This window comes from Pseudogulbenkiania subflava DSM 22618 (genome assembly GCF_900177275.1).
Taxonomy (GTDB): Bacteria; Pseudomonadota; Gammaproteobacteria; order Burkholderiales; family Chromobacteriaceae; genus Pseudogulbenkiania; species Pseudogulbenkiania subflava.
The window spans coordinates 144134-164935 of sequence record NZ_FXAG01000008.1; the positions used below are offsets into that span (position 1 = coordinate 144134).

21 protein-coding genes and 2 riboswitches are annotated in these 20802 nt (G+C 66.4%); of the genes, 16 read left to right on the forward strand and 5 right to left on the reverse strand.

Features of this window, described 5'->3' with window-relative positions; all coding sequences use genetic code 11:
* Positions 1–68: 68 nt before the first annotated feature.
* The 5 genes from gluQRS (at position 69) to B9N72_RS09560 (ending at position 7709) form a co-directional block, all read left to right on the forward strand.
* On the forward strand, positions 69–971 hold the full coding sequence (gene gluQRS, locus B9N72_RS09540; protein WP_085276170.1) for a tRNA glutamyl-Q(34) synthetase GluQRS: 903 nt from the start codon (positions 69–71) through the stop codon (positions 969–971).
* 139 nt (positions 972–1110) lie between these two features.
* Positions 1111–1206: riboswitch (glycine riboswitch) on the forward strand.
* 19 nt (positions 1207–1225) lie between these two features.
* Positions 1226–1333: riboswitch (glycine riboswitch) on the forward strand.
* 31 nt (positions 1334–1364) lie between these two features.
* The gene (gcvT, locus tag B9N72_RS09545; RefSeq protein ID WP_085276171.1) at positions 1365–2453 is read left to right on the forward strand and encodes a glycine cleavage system aminomethyltransferase GcvT; all 1089 of its coding nucleotides are present in this window, start codon (positions 1365–1367) and stop codon (positions 2451–2453) included.
* A 96-nt stretch (positions 2454–2549) separates the two neighbouring features.
* The gene (gcvH, locus tag B9N72_RS09550; protein ID WP_085276172.1) at positions 2550–2936 is read left to right on the forward strand and encodes a glycine cleavage system protein GcvH; all 387 of its coding nucleotides are present in this window, start codon (positions 2550–2552) and stop codon (positions 2934–2936) included.
* A gap of 99 nt (positions 2937–3035) precedes the next feature.
* A complete protein-coding gene (gcvP, locus tag B9N72_RS09555) occupies positions 3036–5891 on the forward strand; it encodes an aminomethyl-transferring glycine dehydrogenase (protein ID WP_085276173.1) in 2856 nt (951 codons plus the stop codon).
* Positions 5892–6083: 192 nt separating this feature from the next.
* The gene (locus B9N72_RS09560) at positions 6084–7709 is read left to right on the forward strand and encodes an isovaleryl-CoA dehydrogenase (RefSeq protein WP_085276174.1); all 1626 of its coding nucleotides are present in this window, start codon (positions 6084–6086) and stop codon (positions 7707–7709) included.
* Between the two features lie 42 nt (positions 7710–7751).
* Here the strand turns inward: B9N72_RS09560 and B9N72_RS09565 are convergent, their stop codons facing one another.
* Positions 7752–8642 (reverse strand): hypothetical protein, encoded by an 891-nt coding sequence (locus B9N72_RS09565; protein ID WP_085276175.1) that lies wholly within the window; start codon positions 8640–8642, stop codon positions 7752–7754.
* The gene (locus B9N72_RS09570) at positions 8643–9212 is read right to left on the reverse strand and encodes a LemA family protein (protein WP_085276200.1); all 570 of its coding nucleotides are present in this window, start codon (positions 9210–9212) and stop codon (positions 8643–8645) included.
* A gap of 87 nt (positions 9213–9299) precedes the next feature.
* Here B9N72_RS09570 and B9N72_RS09575 point away from each other — a divergent pair, with 87 nt between their 5' ends.
* Entirely contained in the window at positions 9300–10160 is an 861-nt protein-coding gene (locus B9N72_RS09575; protein ID WP_085276176.1) for a Rossmann-like and DUF2520 domain-containing protein, read from the forward strand.
* Between the two features lie 187 nt (positions 10161–10347).
* On the opposite strand, the gene B9N72_RS09580 is transcribed toward B9N72_RS09575, so the two are convergent.
* Positions 10348–11052, reverse strand: a complete 705-nt coding sequence (locus tag B9N72_RS09580; protein WP_085276177.1) for an SAM-dependent methyltransferase — start codon at positions 11050–11052, stop codon at positions 10348–10350.
* Positions 11052–11630 (reverse strand): Maf family protein, encoded by a 579-nt coding sequence (locus B9N72_RS09585; protein ID WP_085276178.1) that lies wholly within the window; start codon positions 11628–11630, stop codon positions 11052–11054. The genes B9N72_RS09580 and B9N72_RS09585 overlap by 1 nt, the downstream gene beginning before the upstream one ends.
* Before the next feature lie 59 nt (positions 11631–11689).
* Here B9N72_RS09585 and B9N72_RS09590 point away from each other — a divergent pair, with 59 nt between their 5' ends.
* The 10 genes from B9N72_RS09590 (at position 11690) to pabC (ending at position 20312) form a co-directional block, all read left to right on the forward strand.
* Complete coding sequence (locus B9N72_RS09590; RefSeq protein WP_085276179.1) at positions 11690–12193, forward strand: YceD family protein; 504 nt, start codon at positions 11690–11692, stop codon at positions 12191–12193.
* 47 nt (positions 12194–12240) lie between these two features.
* Complete coding sequence (gene rpmF / locus B9N72_RS09595; RefSeq protein WP_024303785.1) at positions 12241–12420, forward strand: 50S ribosomal protein L32; 180 nt, start codon at positions 12241–12243, stop codon at positions 12418–12420.
* 67 nt (positions 12421–12487) lie between these two features.
* Positions 12488–13525: a phosphate acyltransferase PlsX gene (gene plsX / locus B9N72_RS09600; protein ID WP_085276180.1), complete on the forward strand. Its 1038-nt coding sequence runs from the start codon at positions 12488–12490 to the stop codon at positions 13523–13525.
* Between the two features lie 5 nt (positions 13526–13530).
* On the forward strand, positions 13531–14490 hold the full coding sequence (locus B9N72_RS09605; protein WP_085276181.1) for a beta-ketoacyl-ACP synthase III: 960 nt from the start codon (positions 13531–13533) through the stop codon (positions 14488–14490).
* A 100-nt stretch (positions 14491–14590) separates the two neighbouring features.
* Positions 14591–15520: an ACP S-malonyltransferase gene (gene fabD / locus B9N72_RS09610; protein ID WP_085276182.1), complete on the forward strand. Its 930-nt coding sequence runs from the start codon at positions 14591–14593 to the stop codon at positions 15518–15520.
* Positions 15521–15597: 77 nt separating this feature from the next.
* A complete protein-coding gene (gene fabG, locus B9N72_RS09615) occupies positions 15598–16335 on the forward strand; it encodes a 3-oxoacyl-ACP reductase FabG (RefSeq protein ID WP_085276183.1) in 738 nt (245 codons plus the stop codon).
* 109 nt (positions 16336–16444) lie between these two features.
* Positions 16445–16684, forward strand: coding sequence for an acyl carrier protein (acpP, locus tag B9N72_RS09620; RefSeq protein ID WP_008955003.1), 240 nt, complete (start codon positions 16445–16447; stop codon positions 16682–16684).
* A 177-nt stretch (positions 16685–16861) separates the two neighbouring features.
* Complete coding sequence (fabF, locus tag B9N72_RS09625; RefSeq protein WP_085276184.1) at positions 16862–18103, forward strand: beta-ketoacyl-ACP synthase II; 1242 nt, start codon at positions 16862–16864, stop codon at positions 18101–18103.
* A gap of 101 nt (positions 18104–18204) precedes the next feature.
* Positions 18205–19500 carry an aminodeoxychorismate synthase component I gene (locus B9N72_RS09630; protein WP_085276185.1) on the forward strand — a complete coding sequence of 432 codons (1296 nt, stop codon included), beginning with the start codon at positions 18205–18207 and terminating at the stop codon, positions 19498–19500.
* Positions 19500–20312 carry an aminodeoxychorismate lyase gene (gene pabC / locus B9N72_RS09635; protein ID WP_085276186.1) on the forward strand — a complete coding sequence of 271 codons (813 nt, stop codon included), beginning with the start codon at positions 19500–19502 and terminating at the stop codon, positions 20310–20312. Before B9N72_RS09630 ends, pabC begins: the two co-directional genes overlap by 1 nt.
* Positions 20313–20472: 160 nt before the next feature.
* Here the strand turns inward: pabC and B9N72_RS09640 are convergent, their stop codons facing one another.
* Positions 20473–20766 (reverse strand): DUF4936 family protein, encoded by a 294-nt coding sequence (locus B9N72_RS09640; RefSeq protein ID WP_085276187.1) that lies wholly within the window; start codon positions 20764–20766, stop codon positions 20473–20475.
* Between the last annotated feature and the right edge of the window lie 36 nt (positions 20767–20802).

Genomic DNA, 20802 nt, shown 5'->3' on the forward strand with positions numbered 1-20802 from the left:
AATTTGGATGCGGACACTCAACAGTCTAGCCAATTTTGCCGCTGTTTGATTTTCCCGGCTGTCTCCCGATGATGTCTGGCTTCACACCCTCCTTGCCCTACCGTGGCCGTTTTGCCCCCAGTCCGACCGGCTTATTGCATGCCGGCTCGCTGACCACGGCCGTCGGCAGCTACCTGGAAGCGCGCACGCGAGGCGGGGAGTGGTTGCTGCGCATGGAGGACCTCGATCCGCCGCGTGAGGTGGCCGGCGCTGCTTCGGCCATTCTGCAGACGCTGGAGGCGCTGGGTTTCGAGTGGGATGGCGTCGTGGAGTACCAGAGCCGGCGCCACGAGCTGTACTGCGCCGCGCTGGATCAGTTGACCCGCGATGGCCTGGCGTACGCCTGTGGCTGTACGCGCAAGGAGATCGCGGCACACGCCCGACGCGGGGTGGATGGCTACGTCTACCCGGGAACCTGCCGTCACGGTTGTGTGGCGGGGCGCGCTGGGCGTGCCTGGCGGCTACGCGTGGAGGCTGGCGAGACGGTATTCATCGATCGCTTGCAGGGGGAGTGCCGCCAGGACCTGGAGCGCGACATCGGCGATTTTGTGCTGCTGCGCGCCGACGGCTTCTGGGCCTACCAGCTGGCGGTGGTGGTGGACGATGCCGCGCAGGGCGTGACCGATATTGTGCGCGGCGCCGACCTCTTGGTGTCGACGCCGCGCCAGATCGCCGTGCAGCGGGCGCTGGGCGTGGATACCCCGAGTTACTGCCACTTGCCGCTGATGGTCAACGCGGCCGGCGAGAAACTGTCCAAGCAGACGCTGGCGCCGGCGATTGCGCCGCAGGCGGCGGCGGACGAGCTGCGTCGGGCGTTGCAGCGCCTGGGTCATGTGCCGCCGAACGAGTGCGGTAGCCTGGCCGAGTTGTGGGCCTGGGCGCGGGGGCATTGGTCATTGGACAAGGTGCCGGCAGGGCCGGTGACGGTGTGAGCCGGGCTTCGGCCAACCTGATCGGAAAAGGGCTCTGCTTGGCCATTGTGTGGGGAAGTAACGTGGCGCTGCGCCTACATAATCGCGGCATGCCGCCGCGTGCGGCTTGCCAGACCGGCAGCCAGCGCCGATAATCTTGCCCCATCTAGCAGGAGAGAGTGGCCGCGCAAGCCGGCCGCCGCCGAAGGCGCAAGTGCACCCGCAATCGCTCAGGCAAAAGGACTGCGAGGATCGGGCCGTCGTTCCATGAGCGGCCCGCCGAATCTGGAGAGCGGCGCCTGGTTCCAGGCGCCCACCGAAGGGGCTAACGGCTGGTGCTGCACCAGTCGGAAAATCTCAGGTGTAGGGACAGAGGGGTGTATAGAAGGATGAACGCACCCTGAAGGACTCCGCATGACGGCCCCGAAACGTACCCCCCTGTTTGACGAACACCTCGCCGCCGGCGCCAAAATGGTCGATTTTGCCGGCTGGGAAATGCCCATCCATTATGGCTCGCAGCTGAAAGAGCACGAACAGGTGCGCAGCGACGCCGGCATGTTCGATGTCTCCCACATGACCGTGATCGACATCACCGGTGCGGACGCCAAGGCCTGGCTGCAGAAGCTGATCGCCAACGACGTGGCCAAGCTGGGCTTCGAGGGCAAGGCGCTGTACTCCGGCATGCTCAACGCCGACGGCGGCGTGGTGGACGACCTGATCGTCTATCTGACTTCCTACGGCTACCGCATGGTGGTCAACGCCGGTACCACCGACAAGGACCTGGCCTGGATGGAGCAGCAGAAAGCCGGTTTCGACGTGACGCTGAACGTGCGTCGCGATCTGGCTATGCTGGCTGTGCAAGGTCCCAACGCCATTGCCAAAGTGTGCGCGGTGAAGCCGACGCTGGCAGACGCTATTAAATCTCTGAAAATCTTCCAGGGCTTGCCTGCAGGCGACTGGTTCTTTGCGCGAACCGGCTATACCGGCGAAGACGGCCTGGAAATCATGGTGCCGGCTACCGAGGCGCCGGCCTTCTTCCGCGAATTGCTGGCGGCCGGAGTGGCGCCGATCGGCTTGGGCGCGCGCGACACGCTGCGTCTCGAAGCCGGCATGAACCTGTACGGCCACGACATGGACGAGACCGTGTCGCCGCTGGCGGCCGGGATGGGCTGGACCATCGCCTGGGAGCCTAACGGCCGCGATTTCATCGGCCGCCGCGCGCTGGAAGCGCAGAAGGAAGCCGGCGTTGCGATGAAGCAGGTTGGTCTGGTGCTGGAAGGGCGCGGCGTGCTCCGCGAGGGGCAGAAGGTGGTGGTCGATGGCGCCGGCGAAGGCGTCATCACCAGCGGCACCTTCTCGCCGACGCTGAAGCATTCCATCGCCATCGCCCGCGTGCCGGCCGCGACCGGCGAGGCGGCCCAGGTCGATCTGCGCGGCACGCTGACCGAGGTGCGCGTGGTCAAGATGCCGTTTGTTCGCAACGGCAAAAAAGTCTTTAATTAAGCCGAGTATCCGGACTGAGTGGAGGCGGGCCTGGCCCGCTTCCAGACGGGGCGGCAAGGCCCCGTCATTAACTTTTTCTACATTGGAGATGCAGTAATGAGCCAAATTCCCGCCGAACTGAAATACGTATCCAGCCACGAGTGGCTGCGCCTGGAAGAAGACGGCACCGTGACCGTGGGCATTACCGAACACGCCCAGGAGCTGCTGGGTGACATCGTGTTCGTCGAGCTGCCGAAAGTGGGCTCCGCCCTGGGCGAAGGCGAGCAGGCTGGCGTGGTGGAGTCGGTGAAGGCCGCTTCCGACGTGTACGCGCCGATCGAGGGCGAAGTGGTGGCCGTGAACGGCGAGCTGGAAGCCGCTCCGGAACTGGCCAACAGCGAGCCGTACGGCCAGGGCTGGTTCTTCAAGGTCAAGCCGAGCAACGTCACCGACCTCGACAAGCTGCTCAGCGCCGAACAGTACGCTCAGGAAATCGGCGCCTGATCGAGCCGAACCGGCCTCGCGTCCCAGGGCGCGAGGCTTTTGTTTTTACGGGGCCGGCGGCGCCGGTCCATAGTCCTCTTGCATCCGGATACTTGCAACATGACACTCTCTGCTCTGTTTAACCACAACGAATTCATCGACCGCCATATCGGCCCCTGTGAGACCGAGAAGGCCGAGATGCTGGCCTACGTCGGCGCCAGCTCCCTCGAGGACCTGGTGGCCCAGACCGTGCCGGCCAACATCCGCTTCAACCGCGCGCTGGACCTGCCGTCGGCGCAGCGTGAAGCCGACGCGCTGGCCGACCTGAAAGCGGTCGCCGGCAAGAACGTGGTGAACAAATCCTTCATCGGCCTGGGCTACTACCCGGTGCTGACCCCGGGCGTGATCCTGCGCAACGTGCTGGAAAACCCGGGCTGGTACACCGCCTACACCCCGTACCAGGCCGAAATTGCCCAGGGCCGCCTGGAAGCGCTGCTGAACTTCCAGCAGATGATCATCGACCTGACCGGGCTGGAAATCGCCAACGCCTCGCTGCTGGACGAAGCCACCGCCGCCGCCGAAGCCATGGCCATGGCGCGCCGCGTGTCCAAGTCCAAGTCCGAGCAGTTCTTCGTCGACAGCCGCGTGCTGCCGCAGACGCTGGACGTGATGAAGACCCGTGCCGAGTACTTCGGCTTCGAGCTGGTGCTGGGCCATCCGGAAGAGGTGGGTAACGGCGACTACTTCGGCGCCTTGTTCCAGTATCCGGGCGAGAGCGGCGAGCTCTTGGACCTGACCCCGTATATCGCCGCAGCCAAGGCCAAGGGCGCGCTGACCATCGTCGCCGCCGACGTGATGGCGCTGGTGGCGCTGAAGTCGCCGGGCGAGATGGGCGCCGACGTGGCGGTGGGCAACACCCAGCGCTTTGGCGTGCCGATGGGCTTCGGCGGCCCGCACGCCGCCTACTTCGCGTTCAAGGACGAGATGAAGCGCTCCGCTCCGGGCCGCATCATCGGCGTGTCGGTCGATGCCAAGGGCAAGACCGCGCTGCGCATGGCGCTGCAGACCCGCGAGCAGCACATCCGCCGCGAGAAAGCCAACTCCAACATCTGTACTTCGCAGGTACTGCTGGCCAACATCGCCGGCATGTACGCCGTGTACCACGGTGCCGAGGGCGTGAAGCGCATCGCCGCGCGCATCCATCGCCTGGCGGCCATCTTCGCCCACGCGGTGAAGGCCGCCGGCGGCAAGCTGGTGTTCGATCGTTTCTACGATACCGTACAGGTCGAGCTGGGCGCGGATGCGGCCAAGGTCTACGCTGCCGCGCTGGCCGCCGGTATCAACTTGCGCGACGCCGGCAACGGCGTGCTGGGTGTGGCCTTCCACGAAGCCGCCAGCGAAGCCGATCTGGCCCAGCTGATCGAAATCTTCACCGGCAAGCCGGCCGACGTCGCCGCGCTGGACGCCGCTGCTGCCGATGCCATCCCGGCCGCCTTGAAGCGCGAATCGGCCATCCTGTCGCACCCGGTGTTCAATACTCACCACAGCGAACACGAGATGCTGCGCTATCTCAAGAAGCTGGAAAACCGCGACCTGGCGATGAACCACTCCATGATCAGCCTCGGCAGCTGCACCATGAAGCTCAATGCCACCAGCGAGATGATCCCGATCACCTGGCCGGAATTCGCCAACATGCACCCGTTCGCCCCGCGCGATCAGGCTGCCGGCTATCTGGAAATGATCGAGGCGCTGCAACAGCAGCTCCTGGCCATCACCGGCTTCGACGCTATCTCCATTCAGCCGAACTCCGGCGCGCAGGGCGAATACGCCGGTATCCTGGCGATCCGCCGCTTCCACGCCAGCCGTGGCGAAGCGCACCGTAACGTCTGCCTGATCCCTCAATCCGCGCACGGCACCAACCCGGCTACCGCGCAGATGCTGGGCATGCAGGTGGTGGTGGTGAAGACCGACGAGAACGGCAACGTGGACATGGCCGACCTGCGTGCCAAGGCCGAGCAGCATGCGGCCAACCTGGGCGCGCTGATGATCACCTACCCGTCCACCCACGGCGTGTTCGAGGAAGGCATCAAGGAAATCTGCGAGATCGTGCACGCGGCCGGTGGCCAGGTGTACATGGACGGCGCCAACATGAACGCGCAGGTGGGCCTGACCCGCCCGGCCGACATCGGTGCCGACGTGCTGCACATGAACCTGCACAAGACCTTCTGCATCCCGCACGGCGGCGGCGGCCCGGGCATGGGCCCGATCGGCATGAAGTCGCACCTGGCGCCGTTCATGGCCAACCACGTGGTGTCCGCAGTACCGGGTGCCGTGGCCGGCCAGAGCGCGGTTGCCGCGGCACCGTTCGGTTCCGCGTCGATCCTGCCGATCTCCTTCATGTACATCCGCATGATGGGCGCGGAAGGCATGAAGCACGCCACCGAGATGGCGCTGTTGAATGCCAACTACCTGATGAAGAATCTGTCGGCGCACTACCCGGTGCTGTACACCGGCCGCAACGGCCGCGTGGCGCACGAGTGCATCATCGACCTGCGTCCGCTCAAGGCGGAGTCCGGCATCACCGAGGTGGACGTGGCCAAGCGTCTGATGGACTACGGCTTCCACGCGCCGACCATGAGCTTCCCGGTGGCGGGCACGCTGATGATCGAGCCGACCGAGTCCGAGTCCAAGGCCGAGCTGGACCACTTCATCGCCGCGATGGTGGCCATCCGCCAGGAAATCGACAAGGTGCAGGACGGCGTCTGGCCGCTCAACAACAACCCGCTGGTGAACGCGCCGCACAGCAAGGCCGACATCGCCGCCGACTGGGACCGTCCGTACAGCCGCGACGAGGCCTTCTTCCCGCTGCCGTACGTGCTGGACAACAAGTTCTGGCCGAGCGTGAACCGCATCGACGACGTTTATGGCGACCGCAACCTGGTGTGCAGCTGCCCGTCGGTCGAAGAGTATGAGTAAGCGTTAGGCGGCGTCGCAGCCGGTGTGTCGCACCGCTTCGGCCAACCTTTGACGGTAAACGGCTCCCCATTGCGGGGAGCCGTTTTTGTTTGCCGGTGTCCGGCTTGCCGGGGGCGGGTGGCGGGTCTAGGCTGCAAAAGGACATGGTGGCCGGCACGCCCTCGGCCAGCGTGCTCCGCCAGGAGAATCCGCATGCCCCCGTCTGCCCGCGAAGTCTTGAACCAGCCGCCGCCTCTGGTCGACTACAACCTGTTCAGCAGCGATGCCGCCTTGCAGGAAGGGGTGGTGCGCGAGGGTGCGGCCTGGGCGCGCGAGCCGCTGTTCCACTGCGGCGCACTGCTGGGTCGGCGCGACAGCTTCGAGCTGGGACGGCTCGCCAACCGCTATCCCCCCTTGCTGCACGGTTTCGACGCCCAGGGCTTTCGGCTCGACGAGGTGGAGTTTCACCCCGCCTGGCACACGCTGATGCGCGGCATCGTCGACCGTGGCCTGCATTGCGCGCCGTGGGAGGAGCCCCGGCCCGGCGCCCATGTGGCGCGCGCCGCCGCCTTCCTGCTGCAGGCCCAGGTCGAAGCCGGCACGCTGTGCCCCACCACCATGACCTTCGGCGCCATCCCGGTGCTGTCGCAGCACGCCGGTCTGACGCTGGACTGGCTGCCGACGCTGTGCAGCCACGACTACGATGAACGCGACCTGCCGCTCGCGCAGAAGCACGGCGGCCTGGTCGGCATGGGCATGACCGAGAAGCAGGGCGGCTCCGACGTCCGTTCCAATACCACGCGGGCCGAACCGAGCGCGGACGGCAGCTACCGCCTCAGCGGTCACAAGTGGTTCTTCTCGGTGCCGCAGAGCGACGCCCACCTGGTGCTGGCGCAGGCGCCGGGCGGTCTGTCCTGCTTCTTTCTGCCGCGCTGGCTGCCGGACGGCACGCGCAACGCGGTGCGCCTGCTGCGGCTCAAGGACAAGCTCGGCAACCGTTCCAACGCCTCGGCCGAGGTCGAGTTCGACGCCGCCTACGCCGTGCTGCTGGGCGAGGAGGGGCGGGGCGTGCCGCTCATCCTGGAAATGGGCGGGCACACCCGCTTCGACTGCCTGCTGGGTTCCACCGGCATGATGCGCCAGGTGCTGGCGCAGGCGGTGCACCATTGCCGCCATCGCCGCGCTTTCGGCCAACGCCTGATCGAGCAGCCGCTGATGCTCAACGTGCTGGCCGACATGGCGCTGGAGACCGAGGCCGCCATCACGCTGGCCTTGCGCCTGGCGCGCGCCGGCGACGCCCCGGACGACGAGGGCGAGACGCTGCTGCGCCGGCTGCTGGTGCCGGCCGGCAAGTACTGGGTGTGCAAGCGCGGACCGGAACTGGCGGCGGAGGCGATGGAGGTGCTGGGCGGCAACGGCTACATGGCGGAAAGCGTGGCGGCGCGGGCCTACGCCGAAATGCCGGTGAATTCGATCTGGGAGGGCTCGGGCAACGTAATGTGCCTCGACGTGCTGCGCACCCTCGCCAAGCACCCGCGCGCACGCGACGTGCTGCTGGCCGAGCTGGCGCAGGTGCCGGGACGTCACCCGCTCTATCGCCACGCCCTGGGGCGCCTGAGCGACCAGCTGCAGTGCCCCGTGGCGGAGGCCGACGCCCGGCACCTGGTACGGCGCATGGTGCTGCTGGTGCAGGCCGGTTTGCTGCTGCGCCACGCCCCGGAAGCGCTGGCCGAGGCGTTCTGTGCCTCGCGCTTGGGCGAGGACTGGGGCGGCAGTTTCGGCAGCCTGCCGTCGACGCTGGCGCTGGCGCCGATCGTCAAAAGGGCATTGGTCATCTAGACGGGCGCCGGCGAGGGAAGAGCGGAGACTCTTGGCCAGGGCTCAGCCCGTGCGCAGCCACAGCAGCAGACCGGTGAGCGCGACGCCCAGGTGCAGCCAGGCGCGCCAGCGGAAGGCGCGGGGGCTGTCGTGCGGCGACAGCGTGATGATCAGGTAGGGTCGGCCGTCGGCCGGTGGCTGCATGTGTAGAGTCAGCGGGGTGGCGGCGAGCTCTTCCTGCTGTTGCCGCACCTCGCGTTCGGCGGCGGCACGAGCCGCCAGCCACTCGCGCTCGTCGATGCGGCCGCTGCGGTCGAGGTCGAAGCGGCGCAGCAGCGCCGGCTGGTCGCGCTTCCACTCCGCCAGCAGGGCGGCTACGTCGCGCCGCTGGTCGGTAGCAGCCTCGCCGCCGATGGCGACCAGCTCCCCGATCACGTACAGCGGGTCGTCGTCGGCGATCCATTCCTCGCGGCACAGATAGTCCTGATCGTGCCAGCTCGCGCGGTGCGCGGGATGGACCTCGGCGTGTTCCGGGTCGACCACCACCTCGCCGTGGCCGTCCTGCAGCAGAAAGGAGGCGTCGCTTTCTTCCTGCCGGGCCGGATCGAGCCGGCCGTCGCGACCGACGTAGCGGCGCTCCCAGCGGAACCAGACGCAACGCCGCCCGCTCAGCGAGCTGTAGAGCGGGGCGCGCTCATGGCTGCGCGCGCAACCGAATAGCTCGACGTAACCCTGGGCCACCGCGCCGGTGCGCGACGTGGGCGTATCGGCGATCACCCGGTAACGGCGGTAATTGAGCCACCACGCCAGCAGGCCGAACGTGATGCACAGCGGCAAGCCCAGCGTGTAGAGCAGGGCCGGCTGCAGCTTGAACCCGAGCAGCAGCGCCAAGGGATAGCCGGCGAAGCCCAGCCAGCCATGGCTGGTCAGCCGGTAAATCAGCCGTTTTCTCACTTAACGCTGGAACAGGGCGGTCAGGTCGACGTCGCGCGTCTCGGCGGTGGCAAAGCGCAGCGGCGTGGCGGGGCGGAATCCGCACAGCCGGGCGATGAAGACGTCGGGGAACTGTTCGATGCGCACGTTGTTGAGGTTGACCGCTTCGTTGTAGAGTTCGCGCCGGTCGGCGATGTTTTCCTCCAGCTGGCTGATGCGCTGCGCCAGGTGAGAAAACTGCTGGTCGGCCTTGAGTTCGGGGTAGGCCTCGGCCACCGCGAAGAGGCGGCCGAGCAGGCCGGACAGTCCGCTCTCCAGTTCGCCGAGCCGACCCAGATTGCCGGCCCGTGCGGCATCCGAGATCGCGGCGCGTGCCTCCATCACCCGGGTCAGGGTAGCCTGTTCGAACTGGGCGTACTGGCGGCACACCTCCACCAGCTTGGGCAATTCGTCGTGGCGCTGCTTGAGCAGCACGTCGATGTTGGCCCAGCACTTGCCGACCTGGTGCTTGAGGCCGACCAGCGCGTTGTAGAGGACGGCGGCGTACAGCAGCGGCAGGGCCAGCAGCAGCAAGAACAGGATCAGTTTCATGTTTTCCATCCAGTCGGGAAATTCAACGATGTCATTGGCAGTATGGCATGACGTTGCGCTGACGCGCAGCGCGGACGAGGAGGTGTCATGGGGCGTCTGAGCATCATCGGCGCCGGGCGTCTGGGGCGCACGCTGGGACGGCTGGCGCACGACGCCGGCTACGCCGTGGTCGACGTGCTGTGCCGCGACGCGGCGCACGCCGCCGAGGCGCTCGCCTTCATCGGCGCCGGTCGCGCCGTCACCGAGCTGACTCAGCTGGCCCCGGCCGATCTCTACCTGCTGGCGGTGCCGGATGCGGCGATAGCCGCCATCGCGTGCCAACTGGCGGCCACCAGCGTGGTGCCGGCCGGGGCTCTGGTGTTTCACGCCAGCGGCGCCGGCGAGGCGAGCCTGCTGGCACCGCTGGCGGCGCGAGGCGTGCGCATCGGCAGCCTGCACCCGGCCTTTTCGTTCGCCGAGCCGGCGCGTGCCGTGACAGGCTTCGGCGGCACGCTGTGCGCGCTGGAAGGGGAGGACAGTGTCTGCGCCGAACTGGAAAGGTTGGCCGAAGCCCTCGGCGGCCGGCCGTTCCGACTGGCTCCCGGCGGCAAGGCGGCCTACCACGCCGCGCTGTCGATGGCGTCCAACTACCTGGTGACGCTGAACGCGCTGGCGCTGCAGGTGGCAGCCGGGGCCGGTATCGACGCGGCGGTGGCGTCGCAGCTGGTGGGCGGACTGATGTGCCAGACGCTGGACAACACCTTGGCGCTGGGGCCGGCGGCGGCGCTCACCGGCCCCATCGTGCGCGGCGACGCCGGCACCGTGGCGCGGCATCTCGCGGTGATCGACGACGCGCTGTGCGCCGACGCCTACCGCGCCATGGGGCGAGCGGCGCTGCGGCTGGCGGGAGAGCGGCTGGACGAGGCGGCACGGGCAGTGCTGGCGGGGCTGCTTGACTCCCCGGGTTGAGACGGACCGGCGCCGTTGCAGAGCGATAGCCCGGCCGATTGCAGGCCAGCCGGGTCCTCCTCCTCACGCCAGTACCCGTGGTGCTCGCAGTAAGTAAAAGGAAAGCAGGGTGAAGCGGAGCGGGGGATAACAAAAGCCGGCCGACATCATCGGCCGGCTTTCATCATTGCCGGCGGGACAAACCGGCTCAGCCGGCGTGGATCACGAACAGCGCCGGGCGCTTGTGGAAGTCCGGCGCCTCCTTCGGCCAGTCCTTGACGCGGCGGCTGACGATGGTCTGGCTGGGCAGCGTCAGATCGGCTGCCACGCACAGTCGGGTGGCCGGGCTCAGCGTCTCGCGCAACTGTTGCAGCAGCGCATTATTGCGATATGGCGTCTCGATGAAGATCTGCGTCTCGTTGCGCTGGCGCGAGCGCTGTTCCAGCTCCTTCACCGCCTTGGCGCGCTCCGCCGCGTCCACCGGCAAATAGCCATGGAAGGCGAAGCACTGGCCGTTGGCGCCGGAGGCCATCAGCGCCAGCAGGATCGACGACGGCCCGATCAGCGGCTCCACGCGGTAGCCCTTCTCGTGCGCCAGCGCCACCAACTGCGCGCCGGGGTCGGCCACCGCCGGGCAGCCGGCTTCTGACACCAGGCCCAGGTCGAGCCCGTCGGCCAACGGCTTCAGCAGCGCCGCCACGTCGGCCGGCTTGGTGTGCTCGTTCAGCGTGGCGAGCGTCAGCTCGCGGATTGGCGTGGTCACGCCGAGCGCCTTGAGGTGTTTGCGCGCGGTCTTTTCCGCCTCCACCACGAAATGGGTGATGTGCAGCACGCGGGCGCGCTCCGGCTCCGGCAGCCAGGGCGTAGCCTCGTCGCCGAGCGGGGTGGGGATCAGGAATAGCGTGCCGGCCATCACAGGATCTCCACGCTTTCGTTGCCCAGCATCGTCACCAGCTCGAACAGCGGCACGCCGATCAGCGAGTTGGGGTCGTCCGATTCGATGCGGGCGATCAGCGCACCGCCCAGCCCCTCGCTCTTGGCCGCGCCGGCGCAATGCAGCGCGTCCGGCTCGCGCGTCAGGTAGTGGCGAATCTGCGTCTCGGAGAGTTCACGCAGGGTCACCCGCGTCAGCCCCACCGTTTCCTGCACCCGGCCGGTGGCGCTGTTCACCAGTGCCAGCGCAGAGTGGAACAGCACGGTGCGGCCGCTCATCCACGCCAGCATCTCCACGCCGCGTTCGAATTCGAGCGGCTTGCCGATCTGCTGGCCGTCGAGCAGTGCCACCTGGTCCGAGCCGATGATCAGCGCCGCCGGAAAGCGCCCGGCCAGCGATTCGGCCTTGGCGCGCGCCAGCCGCGTGGCGGTCATGAGCGCGGTTTCACCGGGCAGCGGGGTTTCGTCGCAATGCGGCGCCACGGCCTCGAACGGCAGGCCCAGGCGCGCGATGATCTCGCGGCGGTAGGGGGAGGTGGAAGCGAGGACAATCTGCATGGTGTGAATGCTTGATTCTTTTGACAAATCGGGGAGGCGAATTATATCATGCGAGGTTTATGTCTAAACCGATTTTGATCGATCCGCTGAAGTTTGCCCGTGAGGGCCGCTCGCAGACTGGCACCCTGGCCATCGCAGCGCTGGATCCACGCATACACGACGACCTGTCCGGTACGGACGGTGAGGTAAACTATACCCTCACCGGCCATGTCGACGCGTTACGCCGTGCCGTGCTCAGGCTCACGCTCGACGCCACGATCTCCGTGCGTTGTCAGCGCTGCCTTTCCAGCATGCCGTATGTGCTCAAGACCGACTCCTCGGTGACGCTGTTCACCGACGAAGAGAAGCTCGAAGCGGCCTGCGAGGCCGACGAAACGCTCGACGCCATCATGGCCGAGCCGGAGTTGGACGTGGTTCGGCTGGTCGAAGACGAAATCATCATGGGCTTGCCGCTGTCGCCGAAACACGACGATTGCGGTACGGATGCCCTGACGCGCGCCAAGGCCGACAAGCCGAATCCGTTCGCGGTACTGGCGGCGCTCAAGGGAACCAAGTCCGAGTAAACCGGATTCGTGTAATAGAATCTACTTGAAATTCTTAGGAGTTGACCATGGCCGTTCAACAGAACAAAAAGTCCCCGTCCAAGCGTGGCATGCACCGCGCCCACGATTTTCTGACCGCCCCGGCTCTGGCCGTTGAGCCGACCACCGGCGAAGCCCACCTGCGTCACCACATCAGCCCGAACGGCTTCTACCGTGGTCGCAAGGTCGTCAAGACCAAGGGCGAGTAATCGCTTTTTTCCGCACAAACTTTACCTGTCAAACAACAACAGGTAGGTTTCACTACCGTACACGTTGATGACTATCACCGTAGCGGTTGATGCAATGGGCGGTGACGTTGGCCTCAAGGTCACCGTCCCGGCATCGATCCAGTTTCTCCAAGACCATCCCGACGCACGACTCATTCTTGTAGGTGACCAGACCGCCCTTGAGGCGGAATTGGCGCTGCATGGCTCCGTCGCGCGCGACCGTCTGCGCCTCCACCACGCATCCCAGGTGGTGGGCATGGACGAATCGCCGCAGCTGGCCATGAAGAACAAGAAGGATTCGTCGATGCGGGTCGCGATCAACCTCGTCAAAGAAGGCGAGGCGCAGGCGGCTGTGTCGGCCGGCAACACCGGTGCCCTGATGGCCACCGCGCGCTTCGTACTCAAGACCATTCCCGGCATCGACCGCCCGGCCATCGCCAAGCTCTTGCCCACCAGCAAGGGCACCAGCTGCATGCTGGACCTGGGGGCCAACGTCGATTGCACGCCGGTGCAACTGCTACAATTCGGCATCATGGGCTCCGAACTGGTGTCCAGCCTGTCGGGCAAGGCCAACCCCACGGTGGGTCTGCTCAACATCGGCTCCGAAGACATCAAGGGTAACGAGACCGTCAAGCAAGCCGCCGAACTGCTGAAAGACGCCGCGCTGAACTTTTACGGCAACGTCGAAGGCAACGACATCTACCGTGGCACGGTGGATGTGGTAGTCTGCGACGGATTTACCGGCAACGTGGCGCTCAAGACCTCCGAAGGTCTGGCGCACATGATTGCCTCCTTCCTGCGCGAAGAATTCACCCGAAGCTGGTGGACGCGGCTGTGTGCGCTGGCCGCCATGCCGGTCCTGAACCACTTCAAGAAACGGGTGGATGCCCGCCGCTACAACGGCGCGAGCCTGCTGGGCTTGCGCGGCATCGTGGTGAAAAGCCACGGCGGCACCGACGCGCTGGGATTCCGGTACGCGCTGGAACAGGCTTGCGAGGAAGCCGGCTCCAACGTGATTGCTCACATCGCCGAGCGGGTTGCCGAGCAACTACAACACATCAAGCAATCCGAGGCAGCAGCGAACTGAGACACATGGCCTATTCACGCATTCTCGGCACCGGCAGCTACCTGCCGCCGACCGTGCTGTCGAATGCGATGCTGGCTGAGCGCATCGATACCAGTGACGAGTGGATCGTCTCCCGCACTGGTATCCGTGCCCGCCACATCGCCGACGAGCAGGAAACCACCAGCGATCTCGCGTGCAAGGCGGCTCAGGCTGCGCTTGCTGACGCGGGCGTCGCCGCCGACGAAATCGACCTCATCGTGGTGGCGACCACCACCCCCGACATGGTCTTCCCCAGCACCGCCTGCCTGCTGCAGGAAAAACTGGGCGTGCACGGCTGCGCCGCGTTCGACGTGCAGGCGGTGTGCGCCGGCTTCATGTACGCGCTGATCACGGCCAACAACTACATCAAGTCCGGTATGGCCAAAAAGGCGCTGGTGGTCGGCGCCGAGGTGATGTCGCGCATCCTCGACTGGCAAGACCGCCGCACCTGCGTCCTGTTCGGCGACGGCGCCGGTGCCGTGGTGCTGGGCGAGTCGGACGAACCCGGCATCCTGCACGCCAAGCTGGCCGCCGACGGTCGCTACAAGGACATCCTGAACACCCCGGCGCAGATCGCCGATGGCAAGATCCAGGGCATGCCCTACCTGCACATGGACGGGCCGGCGGTCTTCAAGTTTGCCGTCAAGGCGCTGTCGGACATCGCCGAGAAGACACTGGGCGAGGCCGGCATGAGCAAGGACCAGGTCGACTGGCTGGTGCCGCACCAGGCTAACCTGCGCATCATCGAATCCACCGCCAAGCATCTGGGTCTGCCGATGGAGCGCGTGGTGGTGACGCTGCCCGAGCAGGGCAACACCTCGGCCGCCTCGATCCCGCTGGCGCTCGACGTCGCGGTGCGCGACGGCCGCATCCAGCGTGGCCAGACCGTGATGCTGGAAGGCATCGGCGGCGGTTTTGCCTGGGGCGCGGTGCTGCTCACCTTCTGATGACACAAGCACGCCAAGGCGTGCGCCGTCCTGCGATCAACGCGTCGGGACGGCGCCCCTTGGCGTTCCTCGTTCCTGACGTTTTCTTGGGAGATTCACCATGTCGTTTGCCTTCGTTTTCCCGGGCCAGGGCTCGCAAAGCCTCAACATGATGGACGGCTTCGCCGACCTGCCGGTGGTGAAGCAGACCTTCGACGAAGCCTCGGCCGTGCTCGGTGACGACCTGTGGGCCATGCTCAAGGCCGAATCGGCCGACGCCATCAACGCCACCGTCAACACCCAGCCGCTGATGCTGGCGGCCGGTGTCGCCACCTGGCGCGCCTGGCAGGCCGTCGGCGGCGCGCAGCCGGCCGTGCTGGCCGGCCACAGCCTGGGCGAATACAGCGCGCTGGTCGCCGCCGGGGCGCTGAGCTTCGCCGACGCCGTCAAGCTGGTGCGTCTGCGTGCCCAGGCGATGCAGGAAGCCGTGCCGGTCGGCTCCGGTGCCATGGCCGCCATCCTCAACCTGTCCGACGACGACATCCGCGCCGCGTGCGCCGAGGCGGCGCAGGGCGAGGTGGTGGAAGCGGTCAACTTCAACTCGCCGGGCCAGGTGGTGATCGCCGGCGCCAAGGCCGCGGTGGAGCGTGCCATGGAGCTGTGCAAGGCCAAGGGCGCCAAGCGCACGCTGCCGCTGCCGGTGTCGGTGCCGTCGCACTGCGCGCTGATGAAGCCGGCCGCCGAGCGTCTGGCCGCGGCCCTGGCCGAGGTGGAGATCAAGGCGCCGACGATTCCGGTGCTGCATAACGCCGACGTGGCGAGCTACAGCGATCCGGCACAGATCCGCGATGCGCTGGTGCGCCAGCTCTACAGCCCGGTACGCTGGACCGAAACGGTGCAGAAACTGGCCGCCGACGGTGTGCTGCAACTGGCAGAATGCGGTCCGGGCAAGGTGCTGGCCGGGCTCGCCAAGCGCATCGACGGCAACGTCAAGGGCTTCGCGCTGACCGATGCCGCGGCGCTGCAAGCGGCTTGCGAAGAGCTGAAATAACGCGATCTGCGGTAAAAAAGAGACACTTCTCCGTCGCCATGTCATTCCGGCGGCGGGGCATTTCGAGGAGAAAGTTGATGAGTCTGCAGGGTAAAGTGGCGCTGGTGACCGGTGCGTCCCGCGGCATCGGTGCGGCGATTGCCGAAGCACTGGCCGCCGAGGGAGCCAAAGTCATCGGCACCGCCACCTCCGAGGCAGGGGCCGCCGCCATCGGCGAGCGCCTGGCGGCGCAGGGCGGCGTGGGCATGGTGCTGAACGTTGGTGAAGAGGGTGCCATCGAGGCGCTGGTCGACACCATCGCCAAGGAATACGGCGACATCGCTATCCTGGTCAACAACGCCGGCATCACCCGCGACGGCCTCTTGATGCGCATGAAGGACGAGGACTGGGACGCCATCATGGACACCAACCTGAAGTCGGTGTTCAAGGCCTCCAAGGCCGTGCTGCGCGGCATGATGAAGGCGCGCTGGGGGCGCATCGTCAACATCGCTTCGGTGGTGGGCGCGATGGGCAACGCCGGTCAGGCCAACTACGCGGCCGCCAAGGCCGGCATCATGGGCTTTACCAAGTCGATGGCGCGCGAGGTCGGCAGTCGCAACATTACCGTCAACTGCGTGGCGCCGGGCTTCATCGACACCGACATGACCCGTGCTCTGCCGGAAGCGCAGCGCGAGATGCTGGTGCAGAAGATCGCCTTGGGCCGCCTGGGCGACGCCAAGGACATCGCCGATGCCGTGGGCTTTTTGGCGTCGGATCGCGCGGCCTACATCACCGGCCAGACATTGCATGTGAATGGTGGCATGCTGATGCCCTAATCCGCCTGTTCACGGGCGGTTAAAGCATTTAGGTAGGCTACTCTAAATTTTTTTTGTAGAATACTCGGGTTTTGTTATCCCGAATCAGAAAGGTAAAGGGTTAATACAAATGGAAAACATCGAACAGCGCGTCAAGAAGATCGTTGCCGAGCAACTGGGTGTGAACGAAGCCGAAGTGAAAATCGAATCTTCCTTCGTCGACGATCTGGGCGCTGACTCCCTGGATACCGTTGAACTGGTGATGGCTCTGGAAGAAGAGTTCGAGTGCGAAATTCCGGATGAAGAAGCCGAGAAGATCACCACCGTTCAGCAAGCGATTGACTTCGTCAACGCTCACCTGAACAAGTAATTTTTTTGCTGTACCCAGGGACCTCTGCCCGATAGCGCCTTGCGCTCATAGCAGAGGTCCTTTTTGTTGGCGGCTTCGAAACGGGTGTCTGTGAGCGCCCCGGTTTTGTCTGATCTGGGTGCGGCCGTTTCGAAACAATCGGGAGAACGCCCTCCCTGCCTTTGCGGAGAAAGCCCCGTGACCAAACGTAGAGTAGTAGTAACCGGCCTTGGCCATGTGTCCCCGGTGGGCAACGATGTTGCCTCCGGCTGGGCCAACCTGCTGGCCGGCAAGTCCGGCATCGGCACCATCACCCGCTTCGACGCCAGCGACCTGGCGTGCCAGATCGCCGGTGAGGTGAAAGATTTCAACATCGGCGACTACATTGCGCCGAAGGATGCACGTCGCATGGACGTGTTCATCCATTACGGCATCGCGGCGGCCTTCCAGGCCATCGCCGATGCCGGGCTCGAGGACATTCCCGATCTCGACAAGACCCGCGTCGGCGTCAACATCGGTTCCGGCATCGGCGGCCTGCCGCTGATCGAGGAGACCGGCGTGGCCCTGATGGAAGGCGGTCCGCGCAAGATCGGCCCGTTCTTCATCCCGGGGTCGCTGGTCAACCTGATCGCCGGCCACGTGTCGATCTTTAAGGGTTACCAAGGCCCAACCTACGGCATCGTCTCGGCCTGCACCACCGGCGCGCACTGTATCGGTGACGCCGCGCGCCTGATCCAGTACGGCGACGTCGACGTGATGGTAGCGGGCGGGGCCGAAGGCGCGATCTCGCGCCTGGGTATCGGCGGTTTTGCCGCGATGAAGGCGTTGTCAACGCGCAACGACGATCCGGCCACCTCGTCCCGTCCGTGGGACAAGGGCCGCGACGGTTTCGTGATGGGCGAAGGCGCCGGCGTGCTGGTGCTGGAAGAGTACGAACACGCCAAGAAGCGCGGTGCCACCATCTACGCCGAGCTGGTCGGTTTCGGCATGAGTTCGGATGCGCACCACATCACCGCGCCGAACAGCGACGGCCCGGCGCGTGGCGTGAAGAATGCACTGCGCGATGCTGGCATCAACCCGGACGAGGTGGACTACGTCAACGCGCACGGCACTTCCACCCCGTTGGGTGACGCCAATGAAACCACCGCGCTGAAGATTGCCTTCGGCGAGCACGCCAAGAAGTTGGTGGTGAACTCGACCAAGTCGATGACCGGCCACCTGTTGGGTGGCGCCGGCGGTGTCGAGGCGGTGTATTCGGTGCTGGCGCTGCACAACCAGATTTCGCCGCCGACCATCAACCTGTTCGAGCAGGATATCGAAAGCGGTTGCGATCTGGACTACGTCGCCAACACCGCGCGCGAGATGAAGATCGACGTGGCGATCTCCAACTCGTTCGGTTTCGGCGGCACCAACGGCACGCTGGTATTCAAGCGCGTCTGAGTGATCTAAGCCTCGATTGACAGTCAAAACCGCTGCGTTACACTCGCAGCGGTTTTTCTTTTTTTGGCCAACGTCGATCCGACGCGGCCCCAGGACCGGTCATGTTTACCGAACGACTCGATGTTTCCCCCGATCTGCTGGCGCTGCACGCCGCCGATCGGGCCCGTTTCCCCTACCTGCTGATGTCCTCCGGCGAGCAGGGCTGGGACATGCTGTTCGCTCTGCCGGGCGAAACCCGGCTGTTTTACGACGGCGAGGGCGGCGCGTTTCTCGACGCGGTGCGCGCCATCGCGCCGCAGCCGGTGGACAACCCGCACCGGCTGCCCTTCGTCGGCGGCTGGTTCGTGTTTCTCGGCTACGACCTGCTGTCGGAGTTCGAGCCCAGCGTGCCGGCCGGGGTGCCGGACAGCTTCCCGCTGGCGGCGCTGGCGCGCGTGCCGGCGGCGGTGCTGCTCGACCGCGCTGCCGGCCAGGGCTGGCTGGTTGCGGAAAGTGCAGAGGCGCTGGCGGAGCTGCGCGCCAGGGTCGCGGCCGTGGCGCCGTTCACGCCGCGCCCGGTGGCCCTGCAAAGCCTGACGGAGGACGATCCGAACTGGTACACCGATGCCGTGGTGCGGCTCAAGCGCTACATCGTCGAAGGCGACGTGTTCCAGGTCAACATCTCGCGCGGCTGGCGTGCCACCCTGGCCGACGCGGTGCGCGCCGCCGACCTGTTCACCGCGCTGCGCCGTACCAACCCGGCGCCGTTCTCGGCGCTGGCCGACTTCGGCGCGGTGCAGATTGTCAGCTCGTCGCCGGAGCGGCTGGTGCGGGTCAGGGACGGCTGGGCCGAGACGCGGCCGATCGCCGGCACCCACCCGCGCTCACCCGACCGGGTTGAGGATGCAGCGCTGAAGCAGCGGCTGATCTCCAGTACCAAGGAGCGCGCCGAGCACGTCATGCTGATCGATCTCGAACGCAATGACCTCGGCCGCATCTGCCAGCCCGGCACGGTGGAAGTCAACGAGCTGATGGCTGTGGAAAGCTACGCTTACGTGCATCACATCGAATCGAACGTGCGTGGCCGGTTGCGTCCCGAGGTGGTGCCGGCCGAGGTGTTGCGCGCGCTGTTCCCCGGCGGCACCATCACCGGCTGCCCCAAGGTGCGCACCATGCAGATCATCCGCGAGCTGGAAGCCGGCGCGCGCCGCGCCTACACCGGCAGCCTGGGCTACCTCAACCGCGACGGCAGCATGGACCTGAACATCCTGATCCGCACCTTCATGCAGGAAGGGCAGCAACTGCGCTTCCGCGCCGGTGGCGGCATCGTGGCCGATTCCGACCCCGAGCGCGAACTGCAGGAAACCCGTCACAAGGCGCGCGGCCTGCTGCGTGCGCTCGGCGTGGAACAGGCTTGATGGCGATGCTGATCGACGGTGCGCCGGGCGAGCAGGTCTCGGCGCTCGATCGTGGTCTGTCCTACGGCGACGGCGTGTACCGCACGCTGGAGCTGTTGGCCGGCCGGCCCCGGCTGTGGCGCTGGCAATGGCAAAGGTTGGCCGAAGACTGCGCACGGCTTGCCCTGCCGTTGCCGGACGAGGGTCTGGTCCTGGCGGAATTGGCGCAGGCCGCGGCCGGCCTCGAGCGTGCGGTGGCCAAGATCGTGCTGACGCGCGGCGTCGGCCGGCGCGGTTACGCCATCCCGGCCGATGCGGTGCCGACGCGCATCGTCTCGGCCTCTCCCTGGGCCGGCTATCCGGCCGAACTGGCCGAGCAGGGGGTGATCGTGCGGCTGTGCGAACTGCGGCTGGGGTTGCAGCCACGCCTGGCAGGCATCAAGCATCTCAACCGGCTGGAAAACGTGCTGGCGCGTTCCGAGTGGAGCGATCCCGCGATCCACGAGGGGCTGCTGCTGGATAGCGAGGGCTGTCTGGTCGAGGGCACCATGAGCAATCTGTTCCTGCTGCGCGGCGGCGAACTCGCCACGCCCTTGCTCGACCGCAGCGGTGTGGCCGGTGCGCTGCGCGCCTGGGTGCTCGGCAACGCCCCGGCGCTCGGTTTGGCGGTGCGCGAGGCGCGCCTGACGCTGGCCGATCTCGACGCCGCCGAGGCGGTGTTCCTGTGCAACAGCCTGATCGGAATCTGGCCGGTGGTGCGTCTGGGAGAGCGGGCCTGGGCGATTCCGCATGCCTTGCGGGCGCTCGCGGCGCAGCTGGCGGCGGCGGCCTGAAAAGCGGCACACGATCTTGGCGCGGAGCGCTGCATGCTGCCGGGGTAGGTGAAGCGCGCCAAGCCCCGGCAACGATGCACTTCGCTGTGTTCCGCCCACCCGGCCGTTGCCAACGGCTTGGTGCTGCACGGTTCCACTTGGCGCCGCCATCGCGGCGGCGTCAGGATGCCGGGTCAGCTTCGTCGAGGGGTTGGAACCATTCGGCGTGGCGGGGACCGCTCAAGGCGGCGATGCCATGGCGTTGCTCGGCTTCGGCCAACGTGGCGGCAAATGCCGCATCGTCGGCGATCCCTTCGTACACCTCCATCCAGGTGGCGGGATCGTCGCGCCGGCACAGCAGCCGCGCGCTCACCCCGCAGCGCGTGCACAGCTCCTGCTGCAGCGCCTGCACCGTCTGGCGCAGCCTGGCGTCGGGCACGGCGACCTGGTAGTACAGGTACAGCGAATGCGTCATGGTGTTCTCCCCTGGGCGCTGAATCGACCTTTGCTC